Below are 13,337 nucleotides of genomic sequence, written 5' to 3'. Positions count from 1 at the left end.
GTTACCTCTCTGTTACCTAAAGATTTTGAACTCCTGCGCCACCTCGTAGCCGACAACGGCCTGTTTCTGCGAGATGGTGTTGTAGTAGAGGTAATAAACAAGAAAGAAACTGAACATCGCGAACATCGCCGGTTTGAGTAATTGCCGTGATTGATAGATCAACGAGGTCAGTAGAATAGGCTCAACTTGCAACAGGTAGTTGGAAAGCCTTGCCCCGGATGAATAGTTATAGAAGAAGATCCTGATGGCCCCGCCCAGCGCGAAGGTCACAATCATCAGATAGTTAAATCGCCACTGCTCAGCGTTGTTGCGTTTCAATTCATCGCTGAGCATGAAATAGACAAACATACACACCAGCATGATGTTTTTAAGGTTAGAAACCGAGAAGATGCTGCCATCCGCGGTATTCGATGCTTCAGCACTGTAGCCTTCCGCCCTCTCCCCCATCGCGCCCATATGCGCACTGATCAAGCTGATAAAGTTTGTCCCGCCGAACTTCGACATCGGGATACTCAGCAAGATAATCAGCACCGGCCAATAGCGCCATTGACGGATAAACAAGAATGGCAAGACCGTAACCACCATAATCCCGGTGTTGTGGCTGAAGAAAGAGAGCAGGAAAAAGCCGAACGCTCCCCAGTAACGCTTCAGATACAGACACCAGAGCACACCCAAAAACAGCGCAGAACTGAGACCAAAGCGAATCTGGTTCATGTCTTTGTTGATGTAGATATGGGCGGAATAGAGTGCCAGCGCGAGGATCGGGTACGGTGACATTTTGCGGAAGAACACCGCGTTGGTCACCACCGCCAAAATGCTGAATACAAATAAGAAGGTGTCAGCATTACTGGAAATCAGGCTGGTTAGCCAGGCGATGGCAAAAATCAGCGGCTCATAACGGAAAAGCTCGACGGTGGCGCTAAAGCCGTTGATCTGCAGACTTTGAATAAAGCCGGTATAAAATGTCCGATACTGCAGGTCATCCATGCCGGTACCCAAACCGCGAATCCCGGCAAACACAATCAGAATAGCGGTGGCGATACACAGCAGGTAGAGCATCAGACCCGAGGTGCGCTCATCTTTTTTGACAATAAGCTCACTCAATGAAATCAGAAGCAACAATCCGGATATAACCCAATAGGGTGCCATGGTGTCATTCCTTACGCAAAAAGAGGCGGCAGATGCCGCCTCTAAGTCAATAACAGGGTGCGTTACACTTTCTGTTTATATTCGTAGTTGTAATAGTCGTAACCATAACCGTAGGAGTTCGCTGCTTTACGCACCACGGCGTTCAGGATGACACCCTTAATCTCGATACCGTTCTGCGCGAAGCGCTTGTAGCTAACATCCAACTCTTTGGTGGTGTTGGTTTCGAAACGCGCCACCATCAGCGACGTACCGGCCAACTTACCGATGATGGAAGCATCGGTCACCGCCAGAATTGGTGGGGTATCAATCAGCACCAGGTCGTAGTTCTTGCTCGCCCAATCCAGCAACTCACTCATGCGACGATGCATCAGCAGTTCAGACGGGTTCGGTGGCACCTGACCGCGTGGCAGGAAATCAAAACCGTAAACGCCTTTCTGAATCATGGCCGGTGAGAACTCACTCTTGCCGGACAACACATTGGAGAGACCCATTTTGTTTTCCGAACCGAGCAGCTCATGGGTATAACCACGGCGCATATCACCATCGATGAACAGCACACGCTGGCCTGCTTTCGATACCAGGGTCGCCAGGTTGGCACAGATAAAGGTTTTACCAATACCCGGGCTGGCACCGGTAATCATCAGAATGTTGTTTTTAGCTTCCATCATCGCGAAGTGCAGGCTGGTACGCAGGCTACGAATCGCTTCGATGGAGAGGTCAGTTGGATTACCCAACGCCAGCAGCGTATTGTGTGGGTCACTCTTCTCTTTGTGACCACGACGCGCCAGCGCTTCGGTATCTTTCTTACGTTGCCATTCTGACAGCGGTACGCTGGCATAGACGTTCATGCCCAGCTCTTCCAGCTGCTCAGGATTCTCAATACCGTGATGGAACAGCGCTTTCAGCAGCACCAGACCCACCGAGATAATCAGACCCAGAATAAAGCTGGCGGCAATAATCAACATTTTCTTCGGTGCCACCGGGCTACCGGCGGTTTCCGCACCGTCGATGATACGCACATCACCCACGGTACTGGCTTTACTGATACCCAGCTCTTGCTGGCGATTCAGCAACTGCATGTAGATTTCCTGACCTGACTGCACATCACGTGTCAGACGCAGAATTTCCTGTTGGGTTTGCGGCATACCGGCAATTTTCTTGTTCAGTTTTGCCTGCTCATCTTCCAGGGTTTTGCGTTTTTCCAGCAGCGCGCGATAGGTCGGGTGATCTTTGGTGTAGAGCTGTGACACTTCAGCTTCTCTGAAGGTCAGTTCGTTCAACTGGCTCTGCACGCTAACGGATGAGTCGAGCGCCGATTTCGCTTCCAGCGACATATCCACCGATTCATTCTGGCGGCGATAGGCGTTGAGCTTGTTCTCCGCATCATCCAGACTGCTACGCACTTGTGGCAGTTGGTTGCGCAGGAACTCCAGGCTCTTCTCAGCCTGCTCAGATTTGCGGTCAACGTTCTGCAGCAGATAGTTGTTCACGATCTGATTCAGTACTTTGCTGGCACGCACCGGATCTTCATCCTGATATTCCAGACCCAGCACACCGGTGGTTTTGCCTTTATCGGCGACGGTAAGCGCGCCCAACACCGCTCTGATGGCCTGCAAATCAGTGAGTTTGGTGACGTTGAAGCTGGTCCCTTCATCAGCCTGGATGCCGCTGACCAGCATTGTGACTTCACCATGCTGCTCCAGCTGACCCACGCGGCCTTTAAACAGCTCATCACCCTCGCTGGTCACGGTATAAGTCTGCGGCCCTGTCACTTCCAGCTGCACCGTACGCTTATCAATAGTGCGCGGAATTTCCAGGCGAGAAATGGCGATTTCAGACGGCTTGTTGCCCATCAGGCGCGACAGACCTTTACCAATCACCGGGAAGTAGTTCTGCTCCACCACGGTATCCAGACCTAAGTCATTGACCGTTTTGCCCAACACCATACGGGATTCAAGGATTTGAATCTCAGTGTCGGAGGCGGGTGTCGTTGGAATCACATCCTGCAATTCATTCAGAACAGAAGCCGTGTTTTTCTGCTCTACCTGAACCATGGCATCGGCGCTGTAAATAGGCGTTGCAAACAGTGTGTAGAGCGTTCCTGCCAACATTAAGAAGGCGGTAACGGCCACGATGATCCAGCGATGATCAATTAGCTGTCCCACAAGATGCGCCAGATCCCATCCACTCGAATCTTCTTTTGGCGCGGTCATAACCTTGTTTTTAATATTCATGGGTATTCCCAACTATCGGCTTAGTACGTTGACCCATTTCTGGGTAGCGTTTTCCAGTAACCCGTAGACCTCTTCGAAGGCCTCGCGACTTTTTTTGTACGGATCCGCAATTTCCTGCTGATTAAGCCAGTGCCCAAGCAGCATGGTTTTTCCGCGTGCGGCTGGGTCGATGCGATTCACCTGCTCAATGTGGCGCTTCTCCATCACCAGAATCAGGTCATAGTCACGGCACATACTGGCCGTTAACTGCTGAGCATGATGGCCTTCCAGCGATACGCCGTGTTCAGCGGCAACATCGCTGGCAGTCTGGTCCGCCGGGAACCCCTTCAGAGCGCCTAGCCCTGCAGAAGCCACCCGAGTTGAAGGTAGCGCGCGTTGGAACAGACGCTCCCCGGTAGGGGAGCGGCAGATATTACCGACGCAGACGACTAACACGGACTTGATCATACTGAAACCTTAGTTAGACCAGTTGCGGAAACGCAGTGCTGCGGAGCTTGCATCGTCGATACCTACGATGGTTGGCAGCAGCGAAGAAATCACACGGTTCCAACGGGTAATCGGGGTCGCAGTGACGTAGACGATGTCGTACGGCTCCAGTTGGAATTCAGTGCCCATCACCATCGATGCCGCATCTTTGGTATTCAACTGATAGATGTTGGCGATCTTGGTGCGGTTGGCACCACGAATAGGACGAATAACGAAGACACCGGTGGCATCGGACGTGGTTTGATCCATCCCAGCCGCATTACCCAGCGCTTCGGCCAGCGTCATGCCGCTGCGGTCCATTTTCAGCGTGGATTGCTGTTTCACTTCGCCCATCACGAAGACTTTCAGGTCATCGTTACGCGGTACGTAGAGAATATCGCCCGGATACAGCAGATGGTTCTGGCTCAGGTCGCCGTTTTGCATCAGCGCCTGGAGTGAAATGCGTTGTTCTTTACCCTGATGCGTCAGCACAACGTTACGCCAGTCTGCATCGGCAGCTAAGCCACCGGCGGCGTTGACGGCATCAAGTACGGTAAGCGGGACGTTGGTGATCGCCTGCTGGCCGGAAGTGGTCACCGAACCGGTCACGTAAGTTTTCTGTGAGCGGAACGCCGCAACATTGACATCCACCTGCGGGCTTTCAATGAACTGCGCAAGGCGGCGCGCAATTTCAGCGCGGATTTCCGTTACGGTGCGGCCAGCTACACGTACTTTACCGATATACGGGTAGAAAATCGTGCCATCGGCCTGTACCCAGTTACCGGTGTCACTGGCGCTACGATACTGACCCGCTGGTGTGGTCAGCTCCGGGTGGTCCCATACGGTGACGTTCAGCACGTCGCCAATGCCCACGCGATATTCGTAGCTTTGAATTTCGGTTTGCAGCGCCGGATTGGCCTGCGCAACCAGTGGCTTCGGACGCATCTGTTCAACCAGACGCGGCGTCATCGGAAAGACGTTGACGTATTTGTCGATGTCAAAGTTGCTATCCTGTTGCTCAATGACATCTTTTCCGCTAGTGGAAAGGTGCGAACCTGGTTCAATGGTGCACCCGGAGAGAAAAGTCGCGGATACCAGTAAAGGTATCAATTTAATTTTCATTATCATCTGATTCTTCGCTATCAGTTAATGATTGATAGAGGCGAAAACGCCGCTGTGTAGCGTCTTATAAAAAAATAAAACTGACGGGTTAAACACTGAAACTGTGGGTCATTATTATGCGCTCCCTTGGTTTTATGTTGTCACCGTGCCCTGAGACGACATCAAGTAAAGTCGGTGATTACCCTGCCGGCAAGTCACCGACTCTATTCAGGCTCGATAATGGCAGTTGTCAGTTAAGGCACTCCCAGCACCGGCATTTCAGACGGGGATAATGACTTCGTCCCCTGCCCTTCTTCTCTTAATAAGCGCCATCGCGTTTCAGCACGACACCCACTGTCTTAAACAGAATCGCAATGTCATTCCACAGCGACCAGTTTTTGACATACCACGAATCGAAATAGACGCGCGTTTCATAGTCAACGTCGTTACGACCGCTAACCTGCCACAATCCCGTCATGCCGGGTTTCGCCATCAGGTAATAATCAACATCACCGGCATAACGACAGAGTTCGTCTTCAATCACTGGACGTGGGCCCACCAGGCTCATGTCGCCGCGTACCACATTCCACAGCTGCGGCAATTCATCCAGACTGGTTTTACGGATGAAGTGGCCAACTTTGGTAATACGCGGGTCATTCTTCAGTTTGAAATCTTTATCCCACTCGGCACGAGCGATCGGATCGGTGCGCAGGACTTCTTCCAGCACCTCTTTCGAGTTGATCACCATCGAGCGGAATTTAAGGCATTTGAATTTACGGCCGTTCATGCCGACACGTTCATGACCGTAAATCGGTGGACCACCGTCGCGTCCAACCATAAAGCCGAGGACCAGCAGCGCCGGTGACAGCGCAATAATGATGCCGAGAGCGCCGACAATATCGAAAGCACGTTTCAGGAAGCGCGAGGTGCGTTTCGCCAGATTATTGTTCACGCGCAGAATCATCACTTCATGGCTAAAGATGTAGGCCATGTCGGTACCGTAAAGGGGTACGCCGCGCAGAGTTGGAATCACTGAGACTGAACGGCAGTTATGCATTGCCAGCATTTTCAGCCAGTTGTCGCGATGCTGGCTCTGTTCAAACTCCACCGCCACGATGAACTGGGTTTCGCTGTGCGTCAGCTGCCACAGCTCTTGTTCATTGTGCAGCACCGGCACGCCAGAGAGGCTGGCCTGCGGGCAACTGCCATCGACATCGAAGAAGGCAATCACATCAAAACCCATCACTTCTTCGCTCTGCAGCGCCTGCCAGGCTTCTTCAGCATTACGGCTGCTGCCGATGATGATGGTTTGTTTCTTCCACATACCGAAGTGATTCAGTACACGCTTCGAGATGGCGCGTGCCAGTGGAATTAAAATCAGCGCCAGAATCCAGGTGGTGACCCAGACAAAGCGCGACAGCTGCCATTGCGATAAGGCTGATATTGACAAATCGATGACAGAGAAAATAAGAATGGTACGAAATATCTCTTTTAGCTCAAACCAGAATGGCTTGCGATAGGTGTAATGACGCAGGCGAACCCAGAACCAGCCTACGCAAATAATCGATAAACAAACGTGGGTGGCGATTTTTAAGTGCAGGTATTTTTCAGATATATCTGCCAGTGGAGAATCTGTGAACGAATTAATCACCGCCAGAGCAATAAACAATGCCGCGTTGAAACAAATTAAATCCGAGCACGCCAGTAAAATTTTAGTGAGGAGACTTTTATATGTAATTTGGTTATCGCGCATATTTAACTCTTTTATTTTATTTCCCTAATCCCTAACGCCTCTGCCCTGTGTAATAAATGAGCGGTATATCCACTGCTAACGGGGAGGCAATCTGCGGCAAACGCTCCGGTGTTTATGCCAATTCTCTTTTTAGTAAAGCCAAAGAATTGCAATAAATACCAACAGATTAGTCTGACTTCCCTTGCCACGATTTAGCCCTAATCTGAACGGAGAAAAGCACTTCAGGCACGCTACCGCCCTTGGCTGTCGCTGCCAATACCGCTGCAATCGCATCTATTTTCATCGCATTCACTGAGATTATTCTTAGCCAGCGGCAGACTAATCCCGTGCACGATCACAATTCATAACATTAAGAAGCTAAACAGCGCGCTATTAACAACTTCGGCGCAGACATTTACTAACACGTTGCTATACTAGTTATTACTGGCTTGTTTACAAGTAGGCCCCGTGTCCCCTGCACTATTTTAGGAAAAAGACTACCAGCCATAAGTATTGATGCCATCTCTTTCAGCCCATTCCTGCGTAAAATTCAGAATAATTCGATACTCACCTTCGGACTGCTTCGCATTTAAAACGTACGCTTGCGCGTGAATATTAGAATTAATCGTCACTATCACGATGCGGTGAAGTTTATCCATACATTCATCTTATCGACGAAATGTCGCTTCTCAGAATATGCCTAAAACCCAGGGCAACGGGGTGATATAGCGCGATTTGCCTCATTTGTACCTTGCCTGTTGATTCACTATCATCAGACAAAACGCATTTTCAGACATTCAGGTGATGAAAGCATGATGGAGTGGATCCTCGATCCGTCGCTCTGGGCAGGATTAGTCACGCTAATCGTTCTCGAGCTGGTGCTGGGTATTGATAACCTGGTTTTTATTGCCATCCTGGTCGAAAAGTTACCGCCTGCAGCGCGTGACCGTGCGCGCGTGATCGGTTTACTGTTGGCGTTGCTGTTGCGACTGGTGTTGCTGGCATCGCTTTCCTGGCTGGTGACTCTCACGCAACCGCTGTTTACCCTGTTCCAGCACAATTTCAGCGCCCGCGATCTGCTGCTGCTCTCCGGCGGGCTGTTTCTTCTTTATAAAGCGACGACGGAACTCAATAGTCGCCTGGAGGGGAGCGACGAAGAGAGCGGTCAAAATAAGAACGGTGCTAAATTCTGGCCAGTGGTCGCGCAAATTGTGGTGCTGGATGCCATCTTCTCGCTTGATGCGGTGATTACCGCTGTCGGCATGGTGAACGAGCTGCCGGTGATGATGGCGGCGGTCACTATTGCCATTTTGCTCATGCTGCTGGCGAGTAAACCGCTCACGCGATTTGTGAATGGTCATCCCACCATCGTAATTCTCTGCCTGAGTTTCCTGCTGATGATTGGCTTCAGTCTGGTCGCGGAAGGCCTCGGCTTTATTATTCCAAAGGGCTATCTCTACGCGGCGATTGGTTTCTCAATAGTGATCGAGATGTTTAATCAGCTGGCGCTGTTTAATCGCCGCCGCTTCCTCACCGCCGGACGCCCGCTGCGCCAGCGCACCTCAGAAGCCGTGCTGCGCATATTGCGTGGTGAAGCCCAGCGTGCCGAACTGGACGCCGATACCGCCTCATTGCTCAGCGACAGCGATGAAGGCGCGTTATTCAATCGCCAGGAGCGGCGCATGATTGCCCGCGTACTCGGCTTAGGGCAGCGGCACATTAGCAGCATCATGACGTCACGCCACGATATTGAGCACATCGATCTGAGTGAAGATCCGGCTGCGATTATGACTAAGCTGGATAACAATCAGCACACCCGCATTTTGATTACCGAACGCGGGCAAGACCCGCTCGGCGTGGTGCATGTGATTGATTTGCTTCATCAGTCGCTGCATAGCCACTCTCTCGATTTACGTGTTTTGGTGAAGCAGCCGCTGATCTTTCCCGAACGCCTGACGTTATTGCAGGCACTGGAGCAGTTCCGTCACGCCCGCACCCATTTTGCGTTTGTGGTCGATGAGTTTGGATCGGTGGAAGGCGTGGTCACCCTGAGCGACCTGATGGAGACGATCGCCGGGAATCTGCCGAATGAAGGCGAGGAGATTGATGCGCGCTATGATATCCAGCCATTGCCGCATGGCGGTTGGGTGGCGAACGGACATATTCCTTTAGAGGATTTGGCAGCCTATGTGCACTTGCCACTGGATGAGAAACGGAATTACCACACGCTGGCCGGATTATTAATGGACAGCCTGCAACATGTGCCTGAAGAGGGAGAAGAGTTACAGGTGGGGGATTATTTATTGCGCACGCTGCAGGTGGAAAATCATCGGGTACAGAAAGTGGAAATTGTGCCCGCGCCTGAGTTGGCACCGTAACCGACGCCGTTATGCCCAATCAAACCAGGCATAACGGCATCACAGGTAGATTAAGGTTGTAGCACCGCAGGCTTTTGGCGATCCAGCCACTCGTTCAGGCGCGACTTCGCTTCACTCTGCAACTGCTGGCGCACCACATCGTCAACCGGTAGTGAATATTGCAGGTTGTTCCAGCCACCGTACATCCGCAGTGGAATCGCCTGACCGTTGAGCAGACTCGCTAGCTTATCGTCACCTTTCCAGCCGCGCAGCATCATATTGATGGTGACGTCGAGTTGCTGGTTCACCACATCAACGATGCCTTTGGTCTGCACTGCCAGGCGGCTACTGCCACCCTGCAGATCGGGCATGACAACCTTGCCCTGGTTCAGGCTAATACGACCGCTCAGCTGCTGAATCCCCTGATCGTCAGGCTCATCATTGGTTACGCTATTACTCACGCGCGCCACGGCACGGCGCACCATCTGTTGCAGATTAAGCTGAGCGAGTTGCAGGTTGGTGGCCTCTAGCTCGGCGTTACCCTGCCAGTTACGCTTCGCTTCATCCACGCTTAGGCCCGTGCCGCTGAGATCGCCTTTCAGAGAGACCGTGCCCTGCAAACTCTCCGGCAGTTCCAGCGCTTTCATTAATGGTGCAATGGCGATGTTTTCAATTTCCGGCTGCAAGGCGACTTTCGTCGCCGGCTGGCGGATATCAATGCTGCCCGGAATCGAGAAGTGCCCATCGCCGATTTTCCCCTGCAGTTTGTTCAGGGTCATCAACCCTTCCTGATTGCTGGCATCGATCTGCAGATTGTTCAACGTCAATCCGCGCCACACGCTGGAATCCGCATTCAGGCTCAGCGTTAAATCCATCAGATTCAACGGCGAGTCAGCGTTGGTACGCGTGCGTGGTTCAGCGATCACTGGCGTGCGCATCACGCTGGCATGCTGCGGGGTGCTGTTGTCGCTGGCGGGCGCGCTGGCCATCAGATTATCAAGATTCAACGTCGTAGCGTGTAAAGCCAGATTGAGCTGCTGCGGCAACATTAAACGCCCTTCGGCACTGCCATCCAGCGTACTGTCGTTGGCCGTCAGCTGCATCTTTTGCAACGCGAATTGCTGTTTATCGGCATTCCACTCGCCCTGCCCGCTAAGCGCCCCTTTGATGCCCTGCGGCGGGAGGTTAGCGCCATCCAGCGTGTAATCCATCTCCTCTATCTGCCCCACCAGCCGATGCGGATACTGCGCCACATTCATTTGCCCTTTCAGGTTGACGCTCACATTGCGCTGATTGCGTGAAATGCGCGTGGCGAGTTCGATGCTGGCGTTTTTGCTGGCATCCTGATCGAGGCTGAGATTGAGATTACGGAAGTTGTATTCGTCGCCGCCGGGTTGCTGCCAGATCAGCAGACTATCGGCGAGGCGCAGTTTAGCAATATCGAATGACCAACCATTGGTACGCGTCACCACCGGCTCCGCGTCCGTGGGTGCCACCGGTGAACCGCTCGGTTTCTGGGCGGCGCTGTCAGGCGTGACGCGAATCACGGCATTTTTCAGCATCACCTGGCTCACGCTTAGCTGATGCGAGAGTAGCGGCCAGAGGTTGACATCCAGACGCATATTTTCTGCGGTGACCATCGGCTGACTGGCGCCAGGTGCGGTCAGGCTCATGCGCCCGGCGAGAATACTGAGTTGCGGCCAGACGTGCCAGCGCAGGCCACCGCTGACTTCAAGTTGATAACCACTGCGCTGTTCTACCTGCTGTACCATATAGGTACGAAAGTCGTTGGGATTGACCAGCAACACCAGTGCCGTCATGCCCGCCACGACCACCACTAACAGGATGGCCAGCGTCGTTATCACTCTTCTCATAATCCCTCATCACCGTCATTCTTCATGCTGCAGCGGCGTTGGCTGCGTTCATTTACCCCAGTCACACACTGATGCCAGCTAACGGGGATTCACCCTCTTACCGCTTTACCGCACGTTGAATCATTAGGCGAACATCAGTCTTTGTCGATACGGCTGGCATCGGCACCCTGCTGACCACGATATTTAGCATCTTCGCGGCGGTTGTAGGGGCGTGCCGCCGGGCCAGACAATGGCTCGAAGCTCAATGCGCCAATCAGCATGCCCGGGCGCAGAGCCAGCGGCAGCTTACCGGAGTTGTAGAATTCCAGCACGATGCGGCCCTGCCAGCCTGGATCGATACGGTGTGCCGTCACGTGCACCATCAAGCCCAGACGCGCCAGCGAGGAGCGGCCATCCAGCCAACCCACCAGATCATCCGGAATCGTGACCGATTCCAGCGTCACTGCCAGCGCTAACTCACCCGGATGCAGGAAGAACGCTTCCCCTTCCGGCAGCACAATCTCATCGCTCATGACGCGATCCAGTGCGGCGCTGACTTCGTGTTTTGGGCCACTCAAATCAATAAACGGTGCAGTGTGACCACTGAAAGTGCGGAACTGGTTGCCGAGGCGCACATCCACGGTAGCGCCATTAATGCGCTCAACCGGTGGGCGCGGGTCAATCGCCAGTTTACCGTTGTCGAGCCAGGCTTCAATGTCGCGATCGCATAATCTCATCGCAGAGTCTCCATGCTTTAAGTGTAGCGAAAGGTCGCCACTGTTGTGACAACCTTCACGCGTCACGTCCATCCGGACGCAGTAATTTCAAAGATATTGGTTAATCTTGGCTTTGAGAATATCGATGGCGATGCGGTTCTTCCCGCCACGCGGCACGATAATGTCAGCGTATTGTTTGGATGGCTCAATAAACTGCAGGAACATTGGACGCACGGTCTTCTGATACTGGCTCATCACCGAATCCATGGAACGACCACGCTCATTCACATCGCGCTTCATGCGACGCATCAGACAGATATCCAGCGGAGTATCCACGAAGATGGAGAAGTTCATCTCCTGACGCAGACGCGCATCGGTCAGCAGCAGAATGCCCTCAAGGATGATCACTTTTTTCGGCTTAAGATGAATACAGTCACTGGTGCGCGTGTGTTCAACGTAGCTGTAAACCGGTAACTCAATATCCTGACCCGCCTTTAACGCGCGCAGATGCTGCAACAGCAGATCGTGGTCCATGGCGCTGGGATGGTCATAGTTGGTTTTCACCCTCTCTTCCATGGTGAGGTGGCTCTGATCTTTGTAGTAGGCATCTTCGGGGATCACACCGATATGCTCGTCACCGACCTGGTCACGGATTTCACGATAGAGCGTGCTGGCGATAAGACTTTTTCCGGATGCGGATGCACCTGCGATGCCAACGATCACGCACTGATGAGACTTGTCAGTCATACTTTTTTAAGACCTGATAACTGGAGCCAATTGAAGCCGAAACCGCAATGGGCCGATTGAGAGGGTTAGTTGGCGGCAATTATAGGTATTTCACCGGTTTGATGCCAGAGAAATGGGCCCGCCGCTTTTCAGAATATCCCCTTTTGCAGCCAGATGCTTAATCGATACACTGTTCTCCTGCCTGAGTGGTGTACCACCCAGGTTGACTCAATAAAGCCCAAGGAAAAATATGAGTTGGAAAACCCTGACCTATTTTGGTGACAGCATGTTGCTGATCCCGACCGCCGTGATTATCGCGCTGGTGTTGCCGTGGAAAAGCGACAACCGCCAGACTGTCTGGTATTGGCTGCTCGCGTTTGGCCTGGCGGGCCTGCTGGTTAGCCTGTCTAAAATCCTGTTTCTCGGATTTGGCATTGGCAGCGCCAGATTTAACTTCACCGGATTCAGCGGCCACAGCGCCATGTCAGCAACGCTTTGGCCGGTGATGATGTGGCTGGTTTCGGGCCGCTTCCCGACCTTTTGGCGCACACTAACCATTGGTATTGGCTATCTGATTCCGATGATGGTCGGCCTGTCACGCCTGGTGATCCACGCGCATTCCTTCAGTGAAGTGCTTACCGGCCTGATGCTAGGCTTCACGCTGAGCAGCGCTTTCCTGGTCACACAGCGTCGCACCGCATTGAAAGGTTTTAGCCTGGCACAAGTGTGTGTCGCCCTGCTGGTACCGCTGGTGTTGATGGGCCATGGCCGCGTTGCCACCACGCAGCAATTTCTTGAACGTTTTTCCGCCCATCTCGCCGGATTAGAAAAACCCTACACGCGCGCCGATCTGTTTCGCGATTAATCTTTTTTGTCAGGGCCAAAACTTTCATTGAATCAGGGCTAAACCAGATTCTGCGCAGACATCTTATACAGATGTGCTAGCATGAAAACAGAGAATGATTGGCGCATTTTTCGACGTGTAACGAATGCGCGCTGCTGGA

Annotated in this window: 10 protein-coding genes; 2 read left to right on the top strand and 8 right to left on the bottom strand. The window is 52.6% G+C overall.

Features of this window, described 5'->3' with window-relative positions; translation table 11 throughout:
• Positions 1-12: 12 nt before the first annotated feature.
• The 5 genes from LH22_RS09350 to wbaP all read right to left on the bottom strand — a co-directional run bounded on the left by LH22_RS09350 (position 13) and on the right by wbaP (position 6,702).
• Entirely contained in the window at positions 13-1,149 is a 1,137-nt protein-coding gene (locus LH22_RS09350; protein WP_038645948.1) for an EpsG family protein, read from the bottom strand.
• Positions 1,150-1,211: 62 nt separating this feature from the next.
• Positions 1,212-3,383: a tyrosine-protein kinase Wzc gene (wzc, locus tag LH22_RS09345; RefSeq protein ID WP_038645946.1), complete on the bottom strand. Its 2,172-nt coding sequence runs from the start codon at positions 3,381-3,383 to the stop codon at positions 1,212-1,214.
• A 12-nt stretch (positions 3,384-3,395) separates the two neighbouring features.
• The gene (locus tag LH22_RS09340; protein WP_038645944.1) at positions 3,396-3,830 is read right to left on the bottom strand and encodes a protein-tyrosine-phosphatase; all 435 of its coding nucleotides are present in this window, start codon (positions 3,828-3,830) and stop codon (positions 3,396-3,398) included.
• 9 nt (positions 3,831-3,839) lie between these two features.
• Complete coding sequence (locus LH22_RS09335; RefSeq protein WP_156102784.1) at positions 3,840-4,970, bottom strand: polysaccharide export protein; 1,131 nt, start codon at positions 4,968-4,970, stop codon at positions 3,840-3,842.
• A gap of 298 nt (positions 4,971-5,268) precedes the next feature.
• Positions 5,269-6,702, bottom strand: coding sequence for an undecaprenyl-phosphate galactose phosphotransferase WbaP (wbaP, locus tag LH22_RS09330; protein ID WP_038645940.1), 1,434 nt, complete (start codon positions 6,700-6,702; stop codon positions 5,269-5,271).
• 791 nt (positions 6,703-7,493) lie between these two features.
• Here wbaP and LH22_RS09325 point away from each other — a divergent pair.
• A complete protein-coding gene (locus LH22_RS09325; RefSeq protein ID WP_038645938.1) occupies positions 7,494-9,059 on the top strand; it encodes a TerC family protein in 1,566 nt (521 codons plus the stop codon).
• A gap of 50 nt (positions 9,060-9,109) precedes the next feature.
• Here LH22_RS09325 and asmA read toward each other — a convergent pair whose 3' ends face one another.
• The 3 genes from asmA to udk form a co-directional block, all read right to left on the bottom strand.
• Entirely contained in the window at positions 9,110-10,912 is a 1,803-nt protein-coding gene (asmA, locus tag LH22_RS09320; protein WP_038645936.1) for an outer membrane assembly protein AsmA, read from the bottom strand.
• 134 nt (positions 10,913-11,046) lie between these two features.
• A complete protein-coding gene (gene dcd / locus LH22_RS09315) occupies positions 11,047-11,628 on the bottom strand; it encodes a dCTP deaminase (protein WP_034824828.1) in 582 nt (193 codons plus the stop codon).
• Between the two features lie 87 nt (positions 11,629-11,715).
• Complete coding sequence (gene udk, locus LH22_RS09310) at positions 11,716-12,354, bottom strand: uridine kinase (RefSeq protein WP_034824830.1); 639 nt, start codon at positions 12,352-12,354, stop codon at positions 11,716-11,718.
• A 229-nt stretch (positions 12,355-12,583) separates the two neighbouring features.
• On the opposite strand from udk, the gene LH22_RS09305 reads away from it, so the two are divergent.
• Positions 12,584-13,198 (top strand): phosphatase PAP2 family protein, encoded by a 615-nt coding sequence (locus LH22_RS09305; protein WP_038645933.1) that lies wholly within the window; start codon positions 12,584-12,586, stop codon positions 13,196-13,198.
• Positions 13,199-13,337 lie beyond the last annotated feature (139 nt).

It is taken from the genome of Pantoea rwandensis (genome assembly GCF_000759475.1).
Taxonomy (GTDB): domain Bacteria; phylum Pseudomonadota; class Gammaproteobacteria; order Enterobacterales; family Enterobacteriaceae; genus Pantoea; species Pantoea rwandensis_B.
Note: the sequence above shows the minus strand (reverse complement) of the source record. Positions and strands in the feature narration are given on the sequence as shown.